Source organism: Lysinibacillus sp. NPDC058147 (assembly GCF_042884205.1).
Lineage (GTDB): Bacteria > Bacillota > Bacilli > Bacillales_A > Planococcaceae > Lysinibacillus.
Window position 1 is genome coordinate 56,276 of the sequence record NZ_JBHVUJ010000007.1, and the last position, 25,775, is coordinate 82,050.

18 protein-coding genes are annotated in these 25,775 nt (G+C 36.7%); 7 read left to right on the forward strand and 11 right to left on the reverse strand.

Annotated elements, in window-relative coordinates; all coding sequences use genetic code 11:
• Nucleotides 1–102: 102 nt before the first annotated feature.
• The 4 genes from ACFVT8_RS18970 to ACFVT8_RS18985 all read right to left on the reverse strand — a co-directional run bounded on the left by ACFVT8_RS18970 (nucleotide 103) and on the right by ACFVT8_RS18985 (nucleotide 4,664).
• Nucleotides 103–945, reverse strand: coding sequence for a DegV family protein (locus ACFVT8_RS18970; RefSeq protein WP_387083766.1), 843 nt, complete (start codon nucleotides 943–945; stop codon nucleotides 103–105).
• 701 nt (nucleotides 946–1,646) lie between these two features.
• Nucleotides 1,647–2,207: a Cif family virulence factor gene (locus tag ACFVT8_RS18975; RefSeq protein ID WP_387083767.1), complete on the reverse strand. Its 561-nt coding sequence runs from the start codon at nucleotides 2,205–2,207 to the stop codon at nucleotides 1,647–1,649.
• Between the two features lie 598 nt (nucleotides 2,208–2,805).
• Nucleotides 2,806–3,480: a response regulator gene (locus ACFVT8_RS18980; protein WP_249073460.1), complete on the reverse strand. Its 675-nt coding sequence runs from the start codon at nucleotides 3,478–3,480 to the stop codon at nucleotides 2,806–2,808.
• A gap of 35 nt (nucleotides 3,481–3,515) precedes the next feature.
• Nucleotides 3,516–4,664, reverse strand: coding sequence for a sensor histidine kinase (locus ACFVT8_RS18985; protein WP_387083768.1), 1,149 nt, complete (start codon nucleotides 4,662–4,664; stop codon nucleotides 3,516–3,518).
• 156 nt (nucleotides 4,665–4,820) lie between these two features.
• Here ACFVT8_RS18985 and ACFVT8_RS18990 point away from each other — a divergent pair, with 156 nt between their 5' ends.
• Together ACFVT8_RS18990 and ACFVT8_RS18995 are read left to right on the forward strand one after the other, a co-directional pair.
• Nucleotides 4,821–5,456, forward strand: a complete 636-nt coding sequence (locus ACFVT8_RS18990; protein ID WP_387083769.1) for a YigZ family protein — start codon at nucleotides 4,821–4,823, stop codon at nucleotides 5,454–5,456.
• 148 nt (nucleotides 5,457–5,604) lie between these two features.
• Entirely contained in the window at nucleotides 5,605–6,666 is a 1,062-nt protein-coding gene (locus ACFVT8_RS18995) for an LCP family protein (RefSeq protein ID WP_387083770.1), read from the forward strand.
• A gap of 301 nt (nucleotides 6,667–6,967) precedes the next feature.
• On the opposite strand, the gene ACFVT8_RS19000 is transcribed toward ACFVT8_RS18995, so the two are convergent.
• Entirely contained in the window at nucleotides 6,968–8,032 is a 1,065-nt protein-coding gene (locus ACFVT8_RS19000) for a glycosyltransferase family 4 protein (RefSeq protein WP_387083771.1), read from the reverse strand.
• Between the two features lie 224 nt (nucleotides 8,033–8,256).
• On the opposite strand from ACFVT8_RS19000, the gene secA2 reads away from it, so the two are divergent.
• Together secA2 and ACFVT8_RS19010 are read left to right on the forward strand one after the other, a co-directional pair.
• Entirely contained in the window at nucleotides 8,257–10,620 is a 2,364-nt protein-coding gene (gene secA2, locus ACFVT8_RS19005) for an accessory Sec system translocase SecA2 (protein ID WP_387083772.1), read from the forward strand.
• Nucleotides 10,620–11,519 (forward strand): accessory Sec system S-layer assembly protein, encoded by a 900-nt coding sequence (locus ACFVT8_RS19010; protein WP_387083773.1) that lies wholly within the window; start codon nucleotides 10,620–10,622, stop codon nucleotides 11,517–11,519. Before secA2 ends, ACFVT8_RS19010 begins: the two co-directional genes overlap by 1 nt.
• A gap of 239 nt (nucleotides 11,520–11,758) precedes the next feature.
• Here ACFVT8_RS19010 and ACFVT8_RS19015 read toward each other — a convergent pair whose 3' ends face one another.
• A complete protein-coding gene (locus ACFVT8_RS19015) occupies nucleotides 11,759–12,664 on the reverse strand; it encodes a C40 family peptidase (protein ID WP_387083774.1) in 906 nt (301 codons plus the stop codon).
• Nucleotides 12,665–12,913: 249 nt separating this feature from the next.
• On the opposite strand from ACFVT8_RS19015, the gene brnQ reads away from it, so the two are divergent.
• Both brnQ and ACFVT8_RS19025 read left to right on the forward strand, forming a co-directional pair.
• Nucleotides 12,914–14,233: a branched-chain amino acid transport system II carrier protein gene (gene brnQ / locus ACFVT8_RS19020; RefSeq protein ID WP_387083775.1), complete on the forward strand. Its 1,320-nt coding sequence runs from the start codon at nucleotides 12,914–12,916 to the stop codon at nucleotides 14,231–14,233.
• A gap of 207 nt (nucleotides 14,234–14,440) precedes the next feature.
• Nucleotides 14,441–15,826, forward strand: a complete 1,386-nt coding sequence (locus ACFVT8_RS19025) for a S41 family peptidase (protein ID WP_387083776.1) — start codon at nucleotides 14,441–14,443, stop codon at nucleotides 15,824–15,826.
• 10 nt (nucleotides 15,827–15,836) lie between these two features.
• Here the strand turns inward: ACFVT8_RS19025 and ACFVT8_RS19030 are convergent, their stop codons facing one another.
• From ACFVT8_RS19030 to ACFVT8_RS19050, 5 genes are all read right to left on the reverse strand, one after another.
• Nucleotides 15,837–16,445: a TetR/AcrR family transcriptional regulator gene (locus ACFVT8_RS19030; RefSeq protein WP_387083777.1), complete on the reverse strand. Its 609-nt coding sequence runs from the start codon at nucleotides 16,443–16,445 to the stop codon at nucleotides 15,837–15,839.
• Between the two features lie 576 nt (nucleotides 16,446–17,021).
• Nucleotides 17,022–18,560 (reverse strand): murein biosynthesis integral membrane protein MurJ, encoded by a 1,539-nt coding sequence (gene murJ, locus ACFVT8_RS19035; RefSeq protein WP_387083779.1) that lies wholly within the window; start codon nucleotides 18,558–18,560, stop codon nucleotides 17,022–17,024.
• The gene (locus ACFVT8_RS19040; protein WP_387083781.1) at nucleotides 18,557–19,657 is read right to left on the reverse strand and encodes a glycosyltransferase; all 1,101 of its coding nucleotides are present in this window, start codon (nucleotides 19,655–19,657) and stop codon (nucleotides 18,557–18,559) included. The genes murJ and ACFVT8_RS19040 overlap by 4 nt, the downstream gene beginning before the upstream one ends.
• Complete coding sequence (locus ACFVT8_RS19045; protein WP_387083783.1) at nucleotides 19,654–20,799, reverse strand: polysaccharide pyruvyl transferase family protein; 1,146 nt, start codon at nucleotides 20,797–20,799, stop codon at nucleotides 19,654–19,656. The genes ACFVT8_RS19040 and ACFVT8_RS19045 overlap by 4 nt, the downstream gene beginning before the upstream one ends.
• 327 nt (nucleotides 20,800–21,126) lie before the next feature.
• Nucleotides 21,127–23,388: an S-layer homology domain-containing protein gene (locus ACFVT8_RS19050; protein ID WP_387083785.1), complete on the reverse strand. Its 2,262-nt coding sequence runs from the start codon at nucleotides 23,386–23,388 to the stop codon at nucleotides 21,127–21,129.
• Nucleotides 23,389–23,626: 238 nt separating this feature from the next.
• Between ACFVT8_RS19050 and ACFVT8_RS19055 the strand changes: the two genes are divergently transcribed.
• Nucleotides 23,627–25,582: an S-layer homology domain-containing protein gene (locus ACFVT8_RS19055; RefSeq protein WP_387083787.1), complete on the forward strand. Its 1,956-nt coding sequence runs from the start codon at nucleotides 23,627–23,629 to the stop codon at nucleotides 25,580–25,582.
• The last annotated feature ends 193 nt before the right edge of the window (nucleotides 25,583–25,775 follow it).

Genomic DNA, 25,775 nt, shown 5'->3' on the forward strand with positions numbered 1-25,775 from the left:
ACGGGTTTATCAGCGATCCACCGCTTCCCCGACAAAACGGTATGCCCAAAAATTAAAAAAACAGCCTCTACAATTTTGCTGTAGAGACTGTCTCACTTAAGATTATTTTTTTGTCCAACCTAAACCAATTGAGCCCTCACCTAAGTGTGTGCCAATTACGGGACCGAAATAGCTCAATTTAAAGTTAACGTTCGGGTAGGTTGCTGCTAGTTGTGCTAGCCATTCCTCGGCTTCAGCCTGGCAATTGGCGTGGATCACGACAGCGTCCAGTGCATCATACTTTTGAACATCCTCAGCTAGTAGCTCCTCCGCACGCTTTAATGCTTTTTTACGCGTACGAATTTTTTCAAAAGGTACAATGACCTTGTCCACAAAATGAAGTACTGGCTTTACTTGCAATAAGCCGCCAATTAATGCAGCTGCTGAAGACAGACGTCCCCCACGTTGTAAGTGCCCTAAGTCGTCTACAATGAAGTAAGCACGAATTGTCTGCTTCATGTCCGCCAATGTTGCGAGAATTTCTTTTGCAGAATAGCCCTGAGCCGCCATTTCAGCTGCTCGTAGAACGTAAAAACCCTGTACCGCACAGGATATTTCACTATCAAAAGCGTACATATCAATGCCTTCCACCATCTCGCCTGCTTGAATAGCACCTTGATATGTTCCACTAATTCCACTCGATAGATGAATAGATATTACTTCATCATACTCTTTTGCCAGTTCTTCAAAGAGAGCGGCAAATTCTCCAATTGGGGGCTGCGTTGTTTTTGGAAATTCTTTTGCCCCACGTACTTTATCATAAAATTCAGATGCTGTGATATCTACTTCTTCTGCAAATAGTTGCCCTGAGATATTTACACTTAACGGAATCATATGAATGTTTAAGCGTGCTCGTTCCTCAGCCGGAATATATGCAGTACTATCTGTTACGATTGCTGTCCTCATTCATGTCCACTCTCCTATTCTACATAGTTTACATTCAATTGCGCCTCGGCGCAATTGTTGCTGTCGCTTCGCTTTCGCACAAATAAAAAATGTTGTCCGGATTTTGGCAGGTCAGTTAGCCATTTTCGCAGGATGCGGAGGTTTTAGGCTAACATCCTTGTATTCATTCCTTTAAAAATCCGTGACATCCGCTGGAGGCTTTAGGCCAACAAATGTTTTCTGTGCGAAAGCGTAGTGTTAACGCAGCGACAGCAACACGAGGTTGGTCACTCAGTCATTGCCACAGGACGTGGCGTTCTTAGACTGAGTTCCTCTATTTCAGTAGGTATCTACTGAATGAAGATAAAAAGAAATGAATGTGAAATGAATTACGACATAGCGTAATCTCGTCTGAATGTTGAATAGGAGTAAATACATTCCCCTCTTTCACTATTCTAGACATATGCTAAATTGTTAAACTTAGCATCCATTTCACATTCATTTTCTATGTATACTGCTCTTAGCATGTAAGAGGTTGATCTTCATTCAATTAATCCTTCTTTTAGGGCTCGCTCATCACCATAACGCGAAGTTGATTTCCGCTCCTCTAATGAACTGTTATCACAGGACGCTTTCGCTCTAACGTCTTATCTTTGACGCTAATCCTAGAAAACGCCTAATCTCAACTCTTAGTGATGAGCCTGAATGAAGATTGCCTCATTTTATTTGCCAGTACTTGATTTGGTGTCATCTCCAGTATAAAAAACGCTAGTGACCTTCCAGTGTCCATCTTCTTTGACGAATACTGTAACTTGTTGTCCAGCACTTTCATGCTTCACATTCGTTGTAGTTTGTACTAAATGCAATGTTATATTTGAATAGACCTGCGCTTCATTTTCGCTATATTTTATAATCGTAGTATCTTTAGCATCTCGTTTAACGTCTGACTGTTTAAACACATCCGTCAAGTATTTTTTTTCTTCTTCATAATTGAAACCTTTTGGATTCTTCGAGAGTGTTTGCATATAACGATCAATTTCCTTTGAATTGAAAGCTGCATTATATTCATTAAAGGCTGCTAATATCGCTTTTTCTTCTTCAGCAGGGATATTTTCCGCCTTCGTTATTTTTCCACCATTCATTTCATACCCGACGGTTCCATCATCAATGACTTTTTGTCTTTCTTCTGCACTCATTTCATCTTTTTTATTACCACAGGCAGTTAACATTAATGCAGATAACATTAATAAGGTAAGAACTGCTAGAAAACTTTTCTTTAACATCAAAAAACCTCCCGCGCATATTGTAGCATATAAATCCCGTTGTAGGAATTTTGTTGTGCATTTTCAACATTTAGGTGTTACATCTTCCTTATGACGCCCATGGTTTTAAAATGTTGCACTCTTTATGTGAACACTATGTATAAATTGTTACATCTTTATATGACATGATTCGCTGTTTTTTCAAAAGGTATGAATACTACAGAATTCTTCTGCGAACAACGCTACGATCTCGCCACAAAGCATTTTATTTTCACTAAAAAAACTGCTTTAAAAACTACTAAATAACATAGTAGCCTTTAAAAACAGTCTATCAATTATGCCTCGGTATAATTGCGTCCAGAATCGGCTTTGTGCTTAGGCCTGCAGATGTTTTTTGCGCGAAAGCGTAGTGCTAACGTAGCGTCAGCAACGTCTCTTTGTCTGTGCGAAAGCGAAGCGACAGCAACACAGCATCGATGCAGGGCAGTTAGCCGTTATCGCATGGATGCGATGGTTTTAGGCTAACATCCCCTAAGAACTCCTTACCGATTCCGCGACATCCGCCGAAGGCTTCAACTTCTTTCAGTTCTGCTGAAAGAAGTTGTTTAATGTATGGCTATTAGCGTACTTCAACCCAGCCATTTTTGATGGCTGTAACAACAGCTTGTGTACGGTCGTTTACATTCATTTTTTGTAGAATGCTTGAAACGTGGTTTTTAACTGTTTTTTCTGAAATGAACAGTGTCTCACCAATTGTACGGTTAGATTGTCCATCTGTTAATAATTGTAATACTTCACATTCGCGTTTTGTTAGTAAATGGAATGGTCGACGGATTTCTGTTTGATGGAAGTTACCTTTATTTTCATGCTCAGAAAGACGACGGAATTCCGCTACTAAATTTTTAGTTACTTTTGGATGTAAGTATGATCCACCATTCGCAACTACTTTAATCGCTTCAACAATTTCGTCAGCATCCATCTCTTTTAGCATATAGCCAAGTGATCCAGATTTTAGCGCGTGTGTTACGTATGTTTCATCATCATGAATAGATAACATAATAACCTTCGCATCTGGGAATTCATTAATTAAATCTGCCGTTGCCTCTACTCCATTTTTCCCCGGCATATTAATATCCATTAGTACAACATCTGGTTGATTTTCAGCATATAAAGAAACCACATCTGTACCATCGTCACCTTCTGCTACTACGTCAAACGTATCTTCAAAGTCTAAAATACGTTTTACTCCTTCGCGGAATAGCTGGTGATCGTCTACAATAATAATCTTCGTCATTTGTCTTTACCCCCTAAAATTCTCCAACAATCGTTTTACTCTACTTCTAACGGAATTTTAAATAAAACCGTCGTACCTCGATTTATCTCACTTGAAATTGAGATTGTCCCATCCAAAATTTCGATACGTTCTTGCATACCTAAAATCCCAAAGGAATGTTCTTTTACTACCTGTGGATCGAAACCTTTGCCATCGTCCTTTACAACGATATTTACGGCATCTTTCAACCATTCAAGTTTCACCCAAATATCTTTACATTTCCCGTGCTTCATGGAATTTGTTACACATTCTTGCACTAAGCGGAAAATAGATACTTCATAGTTTGATGGTATACGCTTTTCGGTGCTTCTCGATTGGAAATGAACTTCAACACCAGGGTTATATTCAGTCACTGTCGATAAGTATTTTTTTAATGTCGGAACAATTCCCAAATCATCAAGTGCCATTGGTCTTAAATCATAGATTATTCGTCGCACCTCTGATAATGCATTACGCACCGTTTTCTTTAAATCAGCAATTTCAGCCAAAGCATGCTCAATGCCTTTTTCACGATAAGTTCTGTCAATTAAATCTGTGCGCATTAGTACATTTGCTAGCATTTGAGCAGGTCCATCATGAATTTCTCTAGATAGACGTTTACGCTCCTCTTCTTGTGCTGCAATAATACGTATACCAAAATCTTGTTTCATTTTTGCTTGTTCAAGTGCTAAACCAACATTTTTTAAATCTGAAGTTAAGTAATTCAAAACGACATTTACTTGATTGACTATATGATCTGCACGTTCAATCGTATCGAGTAATGCTCTTAATCTTCTCTCCAAATCATCTCTCTTATCACGTAGCTGCTTTTCTTGTGTTCTAATAACAGAGAGCTTCACTTGAAAATCATTTGCAGTTTCATATGCTTCTCTAACTTGTTCTTCGGTATAATTATCAAAAGCTTTACTCACTAACACAAGTCTTTGCTTAGCAAGCTGTGTACTTTTTTCTAAAGCATCGCCTTCATCAATAACAATTGAAACTTGTTTTCGAACAATTTCTAGCTCTATTTTCATATCTTCGAAGCTTCTTCGGCTTTGTTCACTTATAATAAAGATATCGTCTTTCGAGCTCATGATTGTTTCTAACATTCGATTAAATATGTCATCAAGCGACTTTAAATCGAAGGTATCATTTGAAAACATAGTATACTCCCCAGTCTAATGTCTTATGATTACTTACTATTTCAATAGACCAATTACATAGTCTACACCTATTATAGCATCACCATGTTAAAATTTAATGCTTTTTCTTTATGAAAATTATAGAATAGAACTCTACTTTAAAGGAGATTGATACTGATGAGAGAAAACTATTTAACTGTAAAAGGTTATGGAGAAAGCGAAATTGTTATTTCAAAATCTCGCTTCCTTACTTATATAGAACGTACAGAAACGGAAGAGGATGCAATTTCTTTTATTGAACGTATAAAAAAAATGCATCATAATGCGACTCATAATTGTTCAGCTTATATTATTGGAGAACATGACCATATTCAAAAAGCAAATGATGACGGGGAACCAAGTGGTACAGCTGGCGTCCCTATGTTAGAGGTTCTAAAAAAACAAGGGTTAAAAGATACAGTCGTTGTCGTCACACGCTACTTTGGTGGCATAAAGCTTGGTGGTGGCGGTCTTATTCGTGCGTACGGAAAAGCGACAACAGAAGGTTTACTTGCTGCCCAAGTAGTTGAACGCAAACTTCATCATTTGATGAAAATTGCCGTTGACTATACATGGCTTGGCAAAGTAGAAAATGAAATTCGAGGGTCTTCATATACATTAGAAGAAATTCGCTACTTGGAAGGTGTTGAAATCATTGTCTCTGTGTTAAAAGAGGACGAAGAACAATTCCGAAACTGGGTAACGGAAATGACAAACGGACAAGCAAACATTACTTTTGAGAATGCTCAATTTATTGAATTTGTTGTGAAATAAATAGTTTTAATTGTCGAAAACTAAATATCCATAGTATAATTTTAATATTGAGCTATTTTATCATTTACAACATATTTTAAAAGTACTTGAATAAAGTTTAGTTTAATCGCATTTTTATTCCCAAAATTTAGAGGAGAATATATCAAATATGAAAAATAGAAATAAAAATAAAAGCAAAAAGAGGTCTTCTAAAGCTTCATTAATTATAAAAGTTGCCCTTCTTTTAGTTGCTAGTTTACTAATTTGCGCGACTGCCTATGGTGTTTATATTGCGAAACAAGCGAAGCATGCAGCAGACTCAGCGCATGAAGAGTTAAAAGGTCGAGACATTTCTTCACTTCGTGCTGAAAAAGTAGAACCAGTACACGATAATGTTTCAATCCTATTTGTCGGTGTTGACGATAGTGAAAATCGCGGGCAGGGCTCTGAAAACTCACGGTCTGATGCATTAATCCTAGCAACATTAAACAATAAAACAAAAACCGTTAAAATGCTAAGTATCCCTCGAGATTCTTATGTATATATTCCTTCAATGGAACGTAATGATAAAATTACACATGCACATGCACATGGTGGAACACTTTCAACAATTGATACAGTAGAAAAACTATTAGATGTACCGATTGACTATTATGTGCGTATGAACTTTAATGCGTTTATCGACGTTGTTGATGCATTAGGTGGAGTCGAAGCTGACGTGCCGTATACTTTACACGAAAAAGATGAATTTGATCGCAATTCCATCAACTTAAAGCCTGGTTTACAGCATTTAAACGGAAGTCAGGCACTTGCACTTGCAAGAACACGTAAACAAGACAATGATATTGAACGCGGTAAGCGTCAACAAGAGATTTTATCAGCGATCATGAAAAAAGCTTCTTCTGTAGAATCCATTACAAAATACGATGATGTTATTAGAGCACTTGGTGATAACATGAAGACAAATATGACATTTAGTGAAATGAAGTCATTCTTATCTTATTTAACACAAGGGATGCCACGTATTGATTCTTTAACATTAGATGGTTCAGATGATATGTCTACTGGTGTTTACTACTATAAATTAAATCAAGAATCGGTTGATGAAATTTCTGAAACGCTGAAAAACCATCTTGACTACAATAAATCATCTAGTAACTTAACGAATAATAATACTGATAAAGATAACGCTGTTGGCGATGATACAACAGAAAACAATAGAGCTCAGTAATTATAAAAGCCTTTCCACTTTTAAATAAAATTGTGGAAAGGCTTTTTGTATGGCATGATTTTGGATGTTTGAGCAGTTCTAGGGTATTAGGATTCGCCGCTAAAAAGTATGAGTTGAGCCGCTAACCTAAGGAGGAACGCCGCTAAAACATAAATTTGCGCCGCTAATCAAGTAAAGAACGCCGGTAAAACTCGAATTCCCGCCGCTAATCAAGCAAGGAGCGCTTTTACCCGAGATTCAAACCTAAGTCTCAAAAGTAAAAAAGCAACCATCCATAAGAATGGATGATTGCTTGAATGTTTTATTTATTAAATATCCGCACAAAGTTCAATAATGGTTTATAGTTTTTACCCGCGAGTCCGATTACTTCAACCAAAATTTCAATTGCAGTTAAAATGACAGCTACGAGTAAAATCGCGCCCCATACTTTTGCCATTGAGAAAATGATGGCTGCTAATCCAAACATGACAGCAATCCCATAAATAAGGAGTACTGTTTGACGATGTGTAAAGCCCATATCCAGTAAACGATGATGCAAGTGTGATTTATCTGGATCTGACCATTTTTTCTTCATACGAACGCGGCGAACAATCGCAAAGAATGTATCAGAAATTGGCACACCTAGAATAATAACTGGGATAATTAATGTTACGACTGTTATATTTTTAAATCCAAGCAATGCGAGCACTGATATCATAAAGCCAAGGAATAAGGCTCCTGTATCTCCCATGAAGATTTTCGCTGGGTGGAAATTGTAAAATAAAAATCCGAATGTTGCTGCTGCTAAAATGGCTGCGATTGCTAAAACGAACATATTGCTCATGATAAATGCCATGACGGCTAAAGTAATAAGGGCAATCGTTGAAACACCCGCCGCTAGACCATCTAAGCCATCGATTAAATTAATGGCATTTGTAATACCCACAATCCAAAGAATTGTTAAAGGGATACTTAATAATCCAAAATTCAATTCACCAAAAAACGGTAAATTAACCATTTCAATTTGAATGCCACCTACAAAAATAACAATAAGTGCAGCAGCAAGCTGACCAATCAATTTTGCTTTTGCGGAAATTTCACGCATATCGTCTATGACACCAGTTGCTACGATAATACAAGCTCCAATTATAATTGCCAGTAGAAAATCACTACCATTTTCATTGTATATTAAAATCGGCTGGAATATAGCCACAGCTATTAAAAACGCAAGGAAAATCGCCAAACCGCCAAGTCTTGGCATTATTCGTGCATGTACTTTTCGATAGTTTGGTGCATCGACGGCACCTATTCTGAATGCTAATCGTTTAACTAGTGGAGTTAACAATATTGAAGCAACAAATGCTGCTATTATAGACACGTAGAGCATGTCTCTCCTCCTCAAAAAATAATCTACATTTAAATTCTAATTGATTATAGCACGAACAGACGCCGAAATATACTTTTTCTATTTATTTTCCACCATTTCACAAATATTATTCTTCTTTTTCAAATTGGAAGAATGCTGCATGTCAAATGTAGTCATCATTCGTAAAATTTGATAAAATAATGTAGTGTCTAGCATTTAGACAATTTAAAAGGAGCGTAAATTTCATGTTCTCAATTTTTAAACGCAACAATGAGCAAACTAGTGCTCGTCAATTAAAACGCTACTATAAAATAGTAGATCAGATTAATAGTCTTGAAGAAAACTATGTCCATAAGTCAGATGAAGAATTAAAAGAAATGACTTTTATTTTCAAGGATCGTTTAGAACAAGGTGAACCAATTACATCTATTATCCCAGACGCATTTGCTGTAGTACGCGAAGCCTCAAAACGTGTATTAGGTATGCGTCATTTTGATGTACAGCTTATCGGTGGCCTTGTTTTAACTGAAGGTAATATTGCTGAGATGCCTACAGGTGAAGGTAAAACGCTTGTCGCTTCCCTTCCTTCCTATGTACGCGCTTTAGAAGGTAAAGGTGTTCACGTCATTACAGTTAATGACTACCTAGCTAAGCGTGACTACGAGCTTGTCGGCCAAATTCATCGTTTCCTTGGCTTAACAGTTGGTTTAAATATACCGATGATGGAGCCGGATGCAAAAAAAGAAGCCTACAACGCAGATATTACATATGGTGTAGGTACTGAGTTCGGATTTGACTACTTACGCGACAACATGGCTCATAGCTTAGCTGATAAAGTACAGCGCCCTTATCACTTCGCCATTATCGATGAAGTCGATAGTGTACTTATTGATGAGGCAAAAACACCGCTTATTATCGCTGGGAAAATGCCTGCGAATGATGAGCTACATCGTATTGCCTCTATGCTTGCTAAACGTTTTAAAGAAGAAGAAGATTACGATTTTGATGATGAAACAAAAGCTACTTCTTTAACAGATAAAGGCATTGAAAAGGTTGAGGCTGCCTTCAATGTTGATAATCTATATGATCTTGAACACCAAACACTTTACCATTACGTTATCCAAGCAGTTCGTGCACATGTGATGTTCAAGCGCGACGTTGATTACATCGTAAAAGATGACAAAATCGAGCTTGTTGATATGTTCACAGGTCGTGTTTTAGAAGGTCGTTCGCTCTCTGATGGCTTACATCAAGCGATTGAAGCAAAAGAAGGCGTAACGATTACTGAAGAAAATAAAGCACAGGCACAGATCACAATTCAGAACTATTTCCGTATGTATCCGAAGCTTTCTGGGATGACGGGTACGGCGAAAACACAAGAAAAAGAAATTCGCGAAGTGTACGGCATGGAAGTTATTCAAATTCCAACAAACCGCCCACGTCAACGTGTCGATCAGCCTGATATTATTTTCAGCAAACAGGAAGATAAATATAAGTATGTAGCTGCTGAAGCTAAACGTCGTCACGAAAAGGGACAACCAGTCTTGATTGGGACAACTTCAATACTACAATCTGAAACAGTGGCCGAACACTTAAAGAAAGAAGGCTTAAAATTCCAATTGCTAAACGCTAAAACAGTTGAGCAAGAGGTTGAGTTGATTTCACAAGCTGGTCAGAAAGGTCGTATTACTGTAGCAACAAATATGGCTGGCCGCGGTACAGATATTGTGCTAGATGAAGCAGTACACGAGCTTGGAGGATTATATGTCCTCGGTACCGAAAAGCATGAAAGCCGTCGTGTAGATAATCAGCTACGTGGTCGTTCAGGTCGTCAAGGTGATATTGGTGAAAGTCGTTTCATTCTCTCTATTGAAGATGATATGTTCCGCCGTTATGCAAAAGAAGAGGTTGAAAAATTCTCAGAAAAAATGGTTGTCGATGAAAACGGCATTATCCAAACTAAAGAAGTGCAAGAACTTATTAACCGTACACAACGTATTGTTGAAGGCTCTCAATACGGTATGCGTGAGTATAACTTAAAATTAGATGATGTTATTAATGACCAACGTACAGTTATTTACGGACTACGTGATAAAATTTTAACTGGTGAAGATTTAATGGGTGAGCTGAAAAAAATGCTAAGTGAAACAGTTGATTTTGCTGTTCGTGATGCTGCTCCTGATGAACTCCCTTCAGTGGAATGGGATTACGACCACATGGAGAGCTCTCTCAATTCACTATTCATTACTCCTGTCACAATTGACCGTGAAGCCGGCAAAGTTAAACAAATTTTAGCTGATATACAGCCTGCTGAACAAGAGTTACTTGATCGCATGGAAAAGTTCTCTAGTAATGAAGAAGTAATGAAAATTATTCCACAAGTAATGCTAAGCTATCTTGACAGTGGCTGGGTGAAACATTTAGAAAACATGGCACACTTAAAAGAAGGAATCGGCTTACGTCATTACCAACAAGAAGATCCGATGCGAATTTACCAACGTGAAGGACTTGAATTATTCGGAAAGAATTTCCAGGAATTACGCCGTTCTATCATTATAGAAATTACAGGCTTCATGAAAATGATTGAAGCACAATTGGAGGTACAATAATGAGCTTATTCTCATTCTTTAAAAAATCAGACAAAGTTGTTCAAGAAAACACAATTGACTCTAAAGACTTATTAGGAAGTGCTACTACGGAGAATAGCGATAATCGCGATGTCGTGACTAAGCTATCATTCCATCCAGAATGGGATGTTCCACAGGAGCAAAAGTACATTTTTAATTTCCTTGCTAATGAGCTAGAACCATTAAAGCCAAATCAATTATCACTTTCTTCTATTAGTATTGAAGAAGATCCACGTTCTAAAAAATGGCAAGTGCGTGCATTTTTCCGCTCATCATTACCTCAAGCCATTGAGCTAGGTGAAATTGAGCTGTTCATTATGGATAAAAATGACGAGCTTGTAGCATCTAAAAAATTCGACTTTGCAGCACTTGGCACAATTCCAGCAGAAAGTGCTCGTCCATGGGTATTTGATTTTGAAAAATCAACAATTAAAGTCGATGAAGTACCAGAAGACGGCTGGAAAATTGCATTCAACCTTGTTTCCCTTCGTGGTCACCAATTAGAATTAGACCCATCATGGGAAAAACAACTGCCTGAAGCACAAAAAGAAGAGCTTGCGAAAATCGTAAAAACTTTACCTAAGTTAGGCGAAACAGAAGTAAACTTCACTGGCCTACAAGCGAAACTTGCTGATAACGGTAATTTTAATGTGTCAATCTTCATTCGTAACGGACATAATAAAGCTATTAATCTAGAACAATTACCACTAGAAATTATTGATGCAACAGGCAAACAAATTGCTAAAGGCTCATTTAAAATGGATCCAATCTTAACTGTACAACCAAACTCAACAAAGCCTTGGACATTTATCTTCCCAGCAGAGCTTGTTGACGCAAAAGATGCCGATCTTTCTCGTTGGACAGCACGTGTAACACAATAAAGTGTTTAAACACCCTTCTATTTATAGAAGGGTGTTTTCATTTATTTAATTTCTTATGGAGCGATGGGCAACCATCTATCAGCGATGTTCAGTGGTTTATCAGCGATTCTAACACTTTTATCAGCGATGTTCAGTGGTTTATCAGCGATGCACATTTTTATCAGCAAAGCCGTCGCCTTCAACCGAGCGATTTTATTTAAAAAAGCGATTTCTGCATATATGCAAAAATCGCTTTTACTTTATTTGATAGCGTCGAATCGTTTATAAGCTACTAATCTTGTTGACCAGTAAGAGTATGTAACGTCCGAAATTTCAACACCGTCTGATCCTGCATGGATAAATTTATTGTTACCTATATAAATACCCATATGAGATATTCCATCTTTATACGTATTTTGGAAAAATACTAAATCTCCTGCTACCGGATTTTTAACTTGTATTGTGTTACCGTAGAAGTATCCTTCGCTACTGTCTCTGCCAATTTTTAAACCACCTTGGTTAAAGGCATAGTAAATCAGGCCACTGCAATCTAGACCTTCTGATGTGTTGCCACCGTAGAGATATGGTGTTCCTACTAATGAATTAGCTACGTCTACTGTTTTCTTGTAAATAGCTTGTCCATTAGCTGTAGGGTCTTTAGTTGTTTCTGTTGATGTTCCCGCACCTGAAGATCCGTTATTATGTACTGTGTCATTCTCAGGTATTGAAGCTACTGGAGATAATTTTAACACTTGTCCAACGAAAATATTGTCTGTCGTAAGTCCGTTCCAGTCTTTAATATCCTTTATTGTCACATTATATTGCTTAGCGATTTTAGATAATGTATCGCCTTTCACTACTGTATAGGAAGCAGTTGTGGGCTTTGATGGTGTTGTCGGTTTTGTAGTTGATGGATTTGAAGGTTTTAGCGCTTCATTAGTAGCTTTTTTTGTAACTTCAAGCTTTTGCGCGACGTAAATCAAATCATTCGTTAAATTGTTCCAACTTTTTATGTCTTGTACTGTTATTTTATGGTTTTGGGCGATTTTAGTTAAAGTATCTCCTTTTTGTACGGTATATGTAGCTGCTTCTGCGGTCTGTAATGCTAAAAAAGAAGTAGCAATAGTGCTTAAAGCAAGGATTCTTAATTTTTTTGTCTTTTTCATATCAATTTGCCTCCGTTCGTGCTAAAATATTTCCTTGTGTGTCTATCATACTAGATATTTTAATAATCAGATATCAGAAAAATTGACTATTTTTCAAACAATTTATGATTCTTACCGATTCCGACAGATTCTTACAAATTGTTATAGAATATTAATTGCAAGATTAGTATTCATATGATAACATACACTTCTGTATTTAAAATTTTTAGAAAGTTTTATCTTTTCAATCTTAAAGGAGTTTTAATTTTTATGAAAAACATCTTGCTTTTCGTCAAGGAAAATTTGGCAGTCGGTTTACTATTATTTGCCTTATTTTTAGGCGCTGGAAATATTATCTTCCCCCCATTATTAGGTCAACAAGCTGGTGAACACATAACAACAGCCATGATTGGTTTCTTAATAACAGGTGTCGGATTACCGCTATTAGCAATTGTTGCTATTGCGAAAGCTGGTGGCGATTTACAAATACTTGCTAATCGTGTCGGCCCTACCTTTGGTATTATTTTTACCTCAATTGTTTATTTAGCGATTGGACCATTTTTTGCAGTGCCGCGTACGGGTTCTGTTTCCTATGAAATCGGGATTGTCCCATTTCTTCCAGAAGGAGCAGCAGATCATTGGGCTCCACTTTTGATTACTTCTGTTATATTTTTCGCCTTAATATTAGTCTTAGCAATTAACCCTTCAAAGCTTGTTGATCGCGTTGGGAAAATTTTAACGCCTGTTCTATTAGGTGTTATTCTAGTATTAGCTATTAAAAGCTTTATTTCCCCAATGGGTGAACCAGGGGCAGCTATAGGAAAATACACTTCGTCACCATTGACAGAAGGCTTTGTTCAAGGCTATTTAACAATGGATGTACTTAGTGCATTAGTATTCGGAATTGTTATTTTACAAGCATTACGCGACATGGGTATGTCAAATTCTAAGAAGCAAGTCAAAACGATAATTTTCGCCGGAATTGTTGCCGCTATTGGCTTATCATTTGTCTATATCGCACTTGGACAAATCGGTAACACTAGTATTAATGCAATAGGCACTTTTGATAATGGTGGTACTATTATAGCAAAATCAGCTGAAGCTCTTTTTGGTACACTCGGGACTGTTATATTATCTGCCACAATTTTACTAGCATGTATATCTACTGCTGTAGGTTTATTGACTGCCAATGCTCAATTTTTCCATAAACTATTTCCTAGTGTTTCGTATAAAACGTTTTTAGTAATTTTCACAATATTCAGTGCAGCAATTACTAACGTTGGTCTTGAAACAATTATTCGTGCATCACTACCTGTATTATTAATCATCTATCCACTAGCGATGGTGTTAATGGTTCTTTCACTTTTCGATAACTTCTTTAAAGGTGGAAAAATTGTTTACATTTTAGCATTAATTCCTACATTCCTTGTTAGTCTGAATGATGGTTTTAAGGAAATGAAGATTACGATTACACCGTATGTGAACATTTTGAAAACTTTACCATTATACGAGCAAAGTCTAGCATGGCTTGTACCTGCAATAGTCGGTGCACTTATTGGCTTTATCATTCATAAGCTAACAAAAATATAAAAGTTCTTCATCTAACTTGAATCTACTTACCTTTTGCGAATTAGTCTCAAGCTTCTTTTAGACAACGACTGTCTATGAATCTTGTATAAACTTTCTTTCTCGCAAAAGGCTAGTAGATTCTTTTTTTGTAGGTTATCCCCTCCTTTTCCTATTCACGGTTATATGGAAATTCATGTATAATAAAAGTAATTAGAAAAGAGGTGTCCCATGAAAAAAGTATTGTGGTCTTTTGTATTCGTTCTAAGCTTTTTCATCTTTTCATTTACAAACGCTTCTGCTGCGAGCAATGAACAACAGCTTGTAAAGGATATCAAGGCAATAATTGAGGAAAATTATGTTGGAACTATCCATGGAAATTTGCAGAAAGCTAAAACAATTCCTGAAATCATTGATCTGCTTGACCCTTATTCTACCTATTTTACGAAAAAGGAATTTGAAGAATTTATAAATAGCATCGAGCTATCAACGATCGGGATTGGTGTAATCATCGAAGAACATGAAGATGGCATTCATATTTTACAAGTGTTTGAGAATAGCGGTGCATCTAATGCCGGTGTAGTTGCTGGAGACATTATTACTGCCATTAACGGGAAATCCGTAGTAGGAAGCTCTACACAAGAAGTCTCATCCCTATTAATTGGTGATGAAGATACTAAAATAGAAGTGACATTCAAACATGCAGATGGTACAACTTCTAATACAACCATTACACGAAAAAAATTCACATTGCCGAATGTGGAATCTACATTACTATTTGGGGATGTTGGATATATTGCTATGTCATCCTTCTCAGAAGACGGTACAAAGCTTGTCAAAGATGCACTTATTCAATTAAAACAGCGTGGTGCAACCTCTTTTATATTTGATTTACAAAACAATGGTGGCGGCTATGTATCAACAGCTGAGGAGATTGCAGGGCTATTCCCGAACGCAAAAATTGCGTATTTATTAGAAGAAGCACATGCATCTTATAAAATACCTGCAGTCAAACAAAACGAAAAATTCCCGGCCGATACACGTATTCTCGTAAATCGCTATAGTGCTAGTGCCTCTGAAATGTTATCAGCAACATTACAAGATCAGCAATCTGCTATTTTATATGGAGAAACTACGTATGGAAAAGGCTGTATGCAGGGCTTTTTTGAATTGCAAGATGGAAGCTATTTAAAGCTTACTATCGGTAATTTTACAGGTCCTTTAGGGAAAACGATTAATGAGGTTGGGGTAAAGCCAAACGTCCAAACAAAGACTGCGCCTATATTCCAGGCACATTATGATGCAATTAAAGCGCAATATACAAATTATAAAGAGCTTGCAAGCTTAAAAAATGTACCAACATCTAAAACATTTACGGTGAAATTCTCACAAGCACTCTCTTCGCAGATTGCTAAAGACAGTGTACAGCTTGTCGCTTTAGGCGGTAACGAAGTACCAATTACTGCAAAAGTCGATGGTAGTTCATTACTTGTTACTCCATCAAAACCATTAAATAGCGGGCAAGAGTATATGCTACTTGTTCATCCATCTATCCAAAAAGAATCGGGCAATAAACTTAAAAAAGGCGCATATCTTCATATTACAGTTAAGAAATAAAAAATTCCTCTCACCTTAGATGGTGAGAGGAATTTTTTTCTCTTAAAAAGTATAAATGAACTAAATCGCTCGCTAACTCGCATGGCTGTTTTTTTTGTTCAAGTAAATTAGTTAATATTAAACGCTCAAAGGATCCTACAAAACTATCTACAATTATATGAATGTCTGTACAAAATGATTGTAATACATGGGCACAATCATAACGATGTATAAGGTGAGTAAATTGCTGTGTAAGTTGAGATTTAACTACAAGTGACTGTTCAGATTCAAATAGTCCAATTTTTGTTAATTTCGGGTTTTCAATTATGTAAACGAATAACATATGTATTTTTTGTTTTAGCTCTCGAGCAAAGCCGTCTAATCCCTTTTCAACTTCTTCTGATTGTTTACTCATAATTGCATCAAATCCACGTTGAAATCGTTCATTCAGATCGCTGTAAAGAGAGTCCTTGCTTTCAAAATATAAATAAAAAGTTGGCTGAGTTACATTAGCGGCTTTTACAATATCACTAATTTTTGTATTGTGATAACCTTTTTCAGAAAATAACTCCAAAGCCTTTTCAAGCAATAATTGTTTACTTCGTTCACCATTTGAATTAACCTTCCTACCTCTTGCCATACTTCCTCCCTTATCATAATTTGTAGTAGACTTAGTCCTTTATGCATACAGAGCAATGCGATATTATCCATATGTTCATAAAAAATTCCACACTGAATTAATTATGCCTCGGCATAATTGCGTCCGGAATCGGCTTTATGTTTAGGCATGCACGAGGGCCGACAGATGTTTTTTGCGCGAAAGCGTAGTGATAACGTAGCGGCAGCAGCATTATGTTGGTCACTCAATCGTGTGTTGTTCCTTTTGCTGCTATGCTTTCTCACAGATAAATTACCACAGGACGTGGCGTTCTTAAACTGAGTTCCTCTATTTCAACAGCTCTTCGGATACCCACTTAACTTAAATCCGCATTTATCACACCACCTATATAAGTGGAAACTTCTGTAACTGCCGTTTCACTTACGTTACAAAAGATATTTACTGAAAGTAAGTTAAAACTAATTATAATACAGCTCCTTTATTTTCACTATAAAATATTATAAAAATAACAACTTTTTTGCAGCTAGTAACTTTAGTGTCCATTGAACAAAATAAAAAAGTGGGTATCTAATTCTTGCTTAGATTCCCACTTCTCTATTATTTAGAAAACTTCCGTTTTAATTTATTGCCGTATTCTTTTACTTCCTTCACGCCAAATAATAAGTACGAGCCAACAACTACTGCACTAAAAATAACAAGGCTTACAATGAAATTTATATACATGTTGCTAAATACTAAATATTTACTTGAAAAATACAAAACAACTGTGATAATGATCATTGGTGGAACTGCTCTGAAAAATTGAAGCTCTTTGCTGAAGATCCCCATTTTCAGGTCATATTTAAAGCCTGCATAAACAATCAGCATAATAAAGTTTGTTACTGAACTTACAAATGTACCCCAGGCAATTGCCTCTGCTCCACACTTGTCAACAAGTAGCATAATAACAGCAATATTAACAGCAAATACATTGATTATGCTAAAGACAACAGGTGCCATTGAGTCACCCTTTGCATAATAAAAGCGCGTTATATACATGTTTGCGGCTAAAAAATACATCGATAAACAGAAGATTGCCATTACTGGTGTAGTAATTGCCGTTGAAAGTTCATCAAAATTACCTCGTTGATAAACAACCTGTATTAGATTCTCTGAGTAAAAATATGAGTAGATTGTTACAGGATAAAGTAACAATAATAGATAATGTAACCCTTTTGAGTATAAGCTTTTTATGGAAGCATGGTCATTCTCCCCCTCTTTTTTACTCAAAATCGGGAAGATAACAGTCGTTACTGCTGTAATTAAAATGGCTTGTGGGAATTGCATTAGCCTTGAGGCATAGTTTACAGAAGCTACTGCCCCATCAGATAACATCCCTGCAAAAACACGCTGTAATAACGCATAAAGTTGAATGGTAGCGCCACCGAGCATAATCGGTAAGATCATTACCCACAATTGTTTTGATGCACTATTTCGTTCAAATGAAAAACCAACCTTAAACGAACCCATTTTACGATAGCCGGCAATTAAGAAGTATATCATTATGATCGCACTTGCTAATGCACTAATCCCATATCCAATTGCACCGATACCCTCAATATTAGATAAAACTACAGCAATTAATAAAAACACTGCATTATAAATTAAAATGGCAAAACTGGACAAATGAAACTTATGATTTGCGTTTAACAATCCACTATACCATGAGGATAATACGAGTAAGATTGACGATGGCATCATCCAATAATATAGATTTTTAGCTAACTCTAAATCACTTTGACTTAATTTACCCTTCTCAGCTTTAGCTTGATTAAACATGTCCATAATCGGATTCGTGAATGCTAACATGACAATGGTCATAACGGAAACGGTTAACAAAACAATTGTAAAGGACTGTTTGACAAATAGTGCACGGTCCGTTGTTTCCCGATTATAAATCGTGATGACAGCAGTAGTGAATGCACCACCTACGACTAGATATAAAAAATTTGGAATTGTATAAGCTGTGAAAATACTATCAGCAATATGGCTACTACCATATTGAGAACCAATAATCACTTCGCGTAAGAATCCAAAAACACGAGCTACAATATTAATAATCGCAACCGCTCCGATTACTTTTAAAAAATTTTTCATAAGCCATCCCTACCTTCAATGGCCGACTTATAAATCTCAATACAACGAGCTGTTATATTTTTTTCATCGTGAATGGCTAATACTTTGTCGACCGCTTCACGATTCATATATTGTTCTGTTGGCGTGTTCACGGCACGCAGCATCTCCTCAGATAAAACCATCGCATTTTCGGGCTCCACTAAATGCCCTGCGCCTTCTCCAAGCAACGATACAAGTCCGCCTACATTTGAAGCAATAACAGGTGTATCTGTCGCTAATGCCTCTAATGCCACTAATCCAAATCCTTCTAAATGGGATGGTAATACAAAGACATCACTTGCTTGGAACCACTTTACTAGTTCTTGTTGTTTTAGTGGATCTATAAATTTGACGTCTTCACTGATTAATGGTTGCAAGGATTGGAAAAACGATTGATCTCTTCTAGAACCTACAATATTTAACTCTACAGGACGAGATACTTTTGTTTTTAGCATTTGGAAAGCCTGTAACAGCTCTTCAACGCCTTTTTGTTTAATAACATTTCCTACAAATAAAAATCTGAATGGCTCAGTTGCTAATTGCAGTTCTTTGCATATCGCTTCTTGATTTCCTTTTGTGAAAACCTCACGATTCACACCCATACTAACGACAGAGATTTTACCTTTTTCAATGCCAAAATCTTGTTCAATTTGTTGAGCTAAGACAGGACCTACTGCGATAACATGTTCACTTTCACGTAAAATACTCGCTGTCCAATTGCGAATTCTTGTGTTCTTCTTTGCCATGCGCTCAATATCGCCACCATGAGCTGTAACGATAAAGGGAATACCAAACATTTTCTTTAATAAGAGCGACAACATACCAGATGGAAACACATAATGTGCATGTGTGACATCAATAGACTTTCTGTTTTTAAAGCCTTTCGTCAATGTCGATAAACCCCATTTTGTATATTTCATAATGGTATTTTTCTTACCTGTTGCCGGATTAGTATTTACAGATATATCTACGTCTAGTCCTGCTTTTTCAAGTGCAGTGACTTGGTTTTTCACAAAAATACCGAATGATAAATGATCAGGTGTTGGATACATATTACTAATGACGAGTATTTTTTTCATAGACGTGTCACTGCCTTTTTCATTAATTCCTGACCACGCATGGCCTCTTTATGAATATGGGTAGCAATTTGTTTCGTCTCCGCAATCGATTGCTCCCAATTGCTACTTAGTTTGCCAACTAATGTAGATAGAACATTCTCATTATCTTCTATATCCTGCATTTGTAAGCAACGATCTGATGCGCCCACAAAGGACATAAAATCCTGTACTTTTGTATGATAGGATATCGCAATAATTGGAGTTTCCGAATTTGTTGCCAAAATAAGCGAGTGCAGTCGTGTACCGATAATAATATCCTGCTCCTCCGTTATATCAAGTAATCGCTCTGGCACCAAATTTTCATCAATAATTTCAGTATGCGCACGTTGTTGCATTTTTTTCTGAATATCCTTCGTCACAGTGACGTCTTGCGGGAATTTCGTAGCAAAAAATGTAATTTTGACATTGTGCTCAGAAATCACATGATCTAGATTTTTCGCCATACCTGTAACGTACGCATCATATTTTTCAACATTTCCTTCTGGCCAATAGTTTGCATTATAGTACGGAACCGCTGATACACCTATTTTAATTGGTTTTTCGGCGTAATGTTGACGATCACCTTTTAATGTAAATGCAGGATCACCAATAATATCTATTGGCTTTTTCACCCCAATACTATGCAATAGCTTTTTAGACTGGGGATCACGTACAGAGATACTTGCTGCATAACGACACATTACGCGAATACTAATTTTCCCGGAAATCGTATCTAGCGGTCCAGCGCCACATCCGTAAATAACGTAGGGAACATTACTTTGTTTTGCCATCATTGCATACGCCCCATACAGGTGAGCCTCACGTTTATAAAAATCCATTAAAATACCACCACCACCAATGATGAGGAGGTCAAATTTTGATACATATTGTTTATTGTTATTATAGGTATGGATAAACGTTTTAAATAAGTTACTCTTTCTGTAATACAATGGATAGCTATGTACCCCGTAACGTTCGGATGTTTGTTGTGTATTATTACTAAAAACGGTAATGTCATCACTAGTTACCGAAAATGTTTGTTTTACTTGTTGAAGAATGCCGTATAATATTGATTCATCACCATTATTATCATTGCCGTAATTCCCCACAATGCCTATTTTCATTAAAAAACATCCTTTTACTTTTTAATACTGAGATTATACCACAATTGAACATTTTCGTTCTTTTTAAAAATAGTGAAAATAAGATGAGCTTCAAAAGTCACTACTAGTCTTCTATTAAAGTGAAAATTGGCTCATTACTATAACATGGTTGATGTGCGTTGCAGATAGGTGCTTTCCTGAGGCATCCAATGAGTCGCCCAGTCTTCACTCAAATCAACAGTTATTATTAAATATCAAATAAATATTTAAAGAGAAAAATAGCAAACTAGGTGTAAAACTACTAGTTTGCTATTTTTTAAATGCAAAGTTCTATCTTTAGGACTACTATTATGGATTGATTGCTCTGTAAAGGAATAATCCAAAATGAGCGCGACTAATCGCTTCATTTGGCTTAAAGGTGTTATCACCATAGCCAGTTGTAATTTTATTTGCAGCTAACTGCTGAACATATGAATATGCCCAATGATCCTTTGATACATCTTTAAAGTTAATGCTGCTTGTTCCTTTTAAATTATAAGCTAATGCTACAACCTTCGCCATTTGTGCTCTTGTTAAAGTACCATTTGGATCAAAGGTATTGTTGCCTTTACCGCTCATAATACCAGCCTCGACTACAGCTGCGATTTGTTTATAATACATGTGACTCGCAGGAATATCTTTAAAGCCTGGATTTTTGACATTTGATGTTTTTAAATCAAGTGCGCGACTAATAATAACTGCTGCGTGTGCACGTGTAAGTTTGTCATTTGGTCTAAATGTGCCATCTGCTTGACCTGTAATGATTTTATTTTTTGTTAAATACTCAATTTCTTTATAGTACACATAGTTACTTGGAATATCTTTAAACAACGCCGCTTTTGCTACAGTCACATTAGCCTCAACATGTTTTGTTCCTAAAGTCGCTACTACTTTACCAGTAGCACCCGGATTTTGAGCCGTAAACTTACCATCACTAGTAATGGTACCGATATTACCTTCTACAGACCATTTCACCTGTGATGCATTATAAACTAGAGGTTTGCCACCCTCGTCCTTTGCATCCATAGTGAATTTAACCGTTTCACCGGCGCCCACTGATTTTGATTTTGGTTCAATGTTCAATGTTGCAGGAGCATCTACTACTTTCACTTGGAATGATTGAACGGGTGTGCCATCGTGGTTGATGAAAATACGATCATTGCCAGCTGTCGTTGAAGTATAGCTCAAGCCGTTAACTTTTAAAGTATTATTCTCAGATGTTAGCGATACATGACCGTCTAATGGTAGCGCATTATAGTTTTCATCTAAAATATATTTTACTGCTATACTAGACGAAGCACCTGCTAAAAGAGTTGCATGGCTTGTACTGTTCGTATATTCAATTTTTGCGCCTTTGCCAGTTGGTGCCGTACTTACAGCTTGTAATGTAGCGGACACAAGACGTTGCGCATTGCCTGAATTTAATGGTAGGTTCGCTAATACGACATTATTATTACCGTAATTTCGAATGCCCATCGTTGTTGAGCCGCCGCCATCTAGGTTAATTGCTCGTTCAACACCAAGCGACACTAAATAGTTAGCAAGCTGAACCATATTCATCCCTGCACTATGTTTTTGTTTTCCATCCACCGTAATAAGGTGTACTGTTTTTCCATTATTACTTGTCGCTACAACAGTACGTGCTGTTACCTCTTTTGCACGTTGACTAGATGTGCTCATCATAATATAAGGTTTATTATCTTTTACTAAATACGGACCACTTGCCAAGATAAATTTCGCATTCTGCCAAAGCTGATCAATCGAGAAGTTAACACTCAGCTCATCCCCAAGCGCAATTTGGCTTAGCTTACTGTGCCAATCTCCACCTTGTAAAGATACAACAAAGCCCGTTGAAGGGATGGATATTTTTTCTTTTGATCCATAAGGTGTAATTTGTGTAACTTTCCCTGTTAATGTTTGACCGAATTTATTTTCAGTAATCGGAGCTCCTGTATCTACTACGATTTCAAAGCCATATTCATTTGTATTTGTTGTTTTACTATAAAATTGTGGTGTGTAAACAATTCCCTCATATATATTACGAGCACGATTCATTCCTGACATTTTATAGTCTGTGCCTTTGTGAGAAAGTGTTACATTAAAATCAAAATAATCAATGACACCACTGCCATCTGCTGCAACCCCAAAAGCTGTAGGGACATTCATATATTCATCAGAGCCGTTAGAAACAGCACCACCGTTTAAAATAACATTATCTTTACTTAGTAAAAATAATGGGAAACCTGCAGACATATCGAAGAAACTTGCATTAATAGCACCAACTACACGATTCCCCTCGCGAGAATTACGATTAGCATTTGCTACTGTCGATTCTCTGCCATTGACATTTGCGGGCATACCTAATTGTACTTCTGTCGTTTCATCTACATTAATAGCAAGATGATTAATAGAGTTTGTATTGGTACTGCTGTATGTATATTGTTTATACTGCACACCATGCGATAATGGATAATCCTTTTTGACCGTTTGGGCTGCATAAGCATTTAACGGACTTACAACCATTGACAATAATACAACTAAAACTAGTAAATTTTTCGCTATTTTTTTCATTTTTTTTGCGCTCCTGAGTAATATGGAGCTCTCAACTCTCCCTTCACATGTTTTACTTCTATAACACTATCAAAAATATGCCAAAATATCCATGGAACATTTAAGCTATTTTCCAGTTTTAAATATATTGTCAAGAAAACTATTTATATAGTCTCATTTTAGGATTTTTCTAACATTTGACCCTTATCGTTACTCTATAACTTTGTTAAAATGAGGTAGAAGTCTAGGAGGGTAAAATATGAAAAAACTATCAATCATTGCTTTGCTCATGACAGTAATCGGCATGCTTCTTTGGCAACCACAGCTGGCATCTGCTGACGAACTGACAGGGCATTCACATGAACAGGGTCTTCGTTATTTAATTTCTAAAAATGCATTAGTAAAAGATACAAATGGAAGTTATCGTCCAAACGACAATGTGACACGCGGAGAGTTTGCTTCTTATTTAGCTAAAGCTATGAATCTCGAGACGACAAGCGACATAGTCTTTAAAGATGTCCCAGATACATATTTACATGCAAAGGATATTAAGCTTGCTGCTTCAGCTGGAATTATTACTGGCTACGGAGATGGTTCATTTAAACCTAATGCCGTTATTTCAAGACAGCATATGGCAGTTATGCTTGAGAGAGCTATTGATTATTTAAACATTCCTAAAGGTACATCTTCTATTACCTTTAAAGATAATGCAGCTATATTTAAAGACTACCGTCAAGCCGTAGCTATAGGTGCGCAACTAGGAATCATTCAAGGCTCTAATGGCAACTTTATGCCTGAAAAAAATGCGACTATTGGACAAGCATCTTCGTTTATTCTACGTTTAATGCAACTTGCTAACGATCCAGATGCTGGTGAATCAAACAATGGTAACTCAAACGGTGGTAATACTGACGGTGGCGATACAAATACCGGCTCCTCTAAATACGCTATTAAGGAAATTTCAAACGGCATACTAGTTGGTAATCAAGGTTTTTCTACCTTTGAAGCTGCTGAGAAGGCTGTAACAAAAAACACACAGGTTATCGTTCAAAGTGATAAAATTGTAAAAATGTCTTCAGGCTACGTTGTTACAAACAATTATGTAGCACTAAAATCTGAAACAATTAATGACGCAATTGCGGTTGCAGCTAATACAGAAATGGAATACTTAAGTAGTGATGCAACACAAGTAAAAGTTCGATTAGCTGGTCAAGTCGGCTACTTAAAACACGCTGATGTTACATTAATCCCATTTTCAATGAGCAAAGGTCGTTCTTACTATTCGAATGAAAATGGTGAAATTAAACATACACTCTACGATTACAATACAAATAAGTATTCTTCTAGCTATGTTTTCGGAAAGGCGCCATCATTCATGAAGCCAGGCGAAAAATACTATAGCTGGAACGGTATTTATTTCACAAATGGCAGTGGCTCTTCTAAAGGTGATGCCTATAACTACTATCAGTATTTACCTGCCCGTGCCCAAACACAATATACAGCACAAGAAATTGATGCTTATATTATGAATAAGCTAGCAGAAGTTGAGAGTACAGGAGCCAGCCTTTATAAAGATGCTACAAAGAAAAGTAAGTTAATAGGTTTGGGGCAAACATTAAAAGATGTGGAAGCAAAATCCCAAATTAACGCTATGCTTATTTTATCCCTTGCTCAACATGAGAGTGCTTATGGTATGAGTGATCATGCACAAAACTTAAATAACCTATTCGGTTTATACGTATATGACACAAACCCACTAAACAAAAAGTTTGATAGTGTAGCTGACAATATCAATGAGCTTGTTGATAAATTCCTACAACCAAACTACATTACTCCAGGCGGTTCACCTGGTAAAAACTTCTCTAACGGTGCAGTAGTTGGTTCAAAAGCTCTTGGCTTTAACGTAAAATACGCTTCTGATCCATTCTGGGGTGCAAAAATCGCAGGACACTATTACCGTGCTGAAAAGGCGTTAGGCTTTAAGGACGCCAATAATCCATACACAATCGGTCTAACAACAACAACCGGCTTGAATGTTCGTACAGGCGCAGCTGTTAGCTTTAACCCACTATTCACATATGCACGAAGTGGTATGCCAGTTATCATTACAAGCTCTGCTACAAACGGCTGGTATGAAGTCCTTTCTGATAAACTGTATACAGGAAAAGCTTTCGTAAGCAAAGACTATGTACAAGTAATCAATACAGTAAAATAAAAAAGAAGTCGTCCTATAACGTTAGGACGACTTTTTTTGTTGTTGGAAAGTTATTTATGGCAATGAAATTATGGTGTCTTAAAGTATATTTTCTAGCATGTCACTCTAATTTGTAGTGATAAAACGAAACTTCAGCAATGTATCTGTGCAAAAGCGAAGCGACGGTATTAACATGCGAACTGATGGATAGATA

What these genes read in the sequence shown, in the direction of transcription:
- ACFVT8_RS18985 (WP_387083768.1), bottom strand. Translation starts at nt 4,664, where the DNA reads ATGTTTTCAAATGATACCTTCGATTTAAAGTCGCTTGATGACATATTT.
- ACFVT8_RS19050 (WP_387083785.1), bottom strand. Translation starts at nt 23,388, where the DNA reads ATGAAAAAAATAGCGAAAAATTTACTAGTTTTAGTTGTATTATTGTCA.
- secA2 (WP_387083772.1), top strand. Translation starts at nt 8,257, where the DNA reads ATGTTCTCAATTTTTAAACGCAACAATGAGCAAACTAGTGCTCGTCAA.
- ACFVT8_RS18980 (WP_249073460.1), bottom strand. Translation starts at nt 3,480, where the DNA reads ATGACGAAGATTATTATTGTAGACGATCACCAGCTATTCCGCGAAGGA.
- ACFVT8_RS18975 (WP_387083767.1), bottom strand. Translation starts at nt 2,207, where the DNA reads ATGTTAAAGAAAAGTTTTCTAGCAGTTCTTACCTTATTAATGTTATCT.
- ACFVT8_RS19025 (WP_387083776.1), top strand. Translation starts at nt 14,441, where the DNA reads ATGAAAAAAGTATTGTGGTCTTTTGTATTCGTTCTAAGCTTTTTCATC.
- ACFVT8_RS18990 (WP_387083769.1), top strand. Translation starts at nt 4,821, where the DNA reads ATGAGAGAAAACTATTTAACTGTAAAAGGTTATGGAGAAAGCGAAATT.
- ACFVT8_RS19015 (WP_387083774.1), bottom strand. Translation starts at nt 12,664, where the DNA reads ATGAAAAAGACAAAAAAATTAAGAATCCTTGCTTTAAGCACTATTGCT.
- brnQ (WP_387083775.1), top strand. Translation starts at nt 12,914, where the DNA reads ATGAAAAACATCTTGCTTTTCGTCAAGGAAAATTTGGCAGTCGGTTTA.
- ACFVT8_RS19055 (WP_387083787.1), top strand. Translation starts at nt 23,627, where the DNA reads ATGAAAAAACTATCAATCATTGCTTTGCTCATGACAGTAATCGGCATG.
- murJ (WP_387083779.1), bottom strand. Translation starts at nt 18,560, where the DNA reads ATGAAAAATTTTTTAAAAGTAATCGGAGCGGTTGCGATTATTAATATT.
- ACFVT8_RS19030 (WP_387083777.1), bottom strand. Translation starts at nt 16,445, where the DNA reads ATGGCAAGAGGTAGGAAGGTTAATTCAAATGGTGAACGAAGTAAACAA.
- ACFVT8_RS19000 (WP_387083771.1), bottom strand. Translation starts at nt 8,032, where the DNA reads ATGCTCTACGTGTCTATAATAGCAGCATTTGTTGCTTCAATATTGTTA.
- ACFVT8_RS18995 (WP_387083770.1), top strand. Translation starts at nt 5,605, where the DNA reads ATGAAAAATAGAAATAAAAATAAAAGCAAAAAGAGGTCTTCTAAAGCT.
- ACFVT8_RS18970 (WP_387083766.1), bottom strand. Translation starts at nt 945, where the DNA reads ATGAGGACAGCAATCGTAACAGATAGTACTGCATATATTCCGGCTGAG.
- ACFVT8_RS19040 (WP_387083781.1), bottom strand. Translation starts at nt 19,657, where the DNA reads ATGAAAAAAATACTCGTCATTAGTAATATGTATCCAACACCTGATCAT.
- ACFVT8_RS19010 (WP_387083773.1), top strand. Translation starts at nt 10,620, where the DNA reads ATGAGCTTATTCTCATTCTTTAAAAAATCAGACAAAGTTGTTCAAGAA.
- ACFVT8_RS19045 (WP_387083783.1), bottom strand. Translation starts at nt 20,799, where the DNA reads ATGAAAATAGGCATTGTGGGGAATTACGGCAATGATAATAATGGTGAT.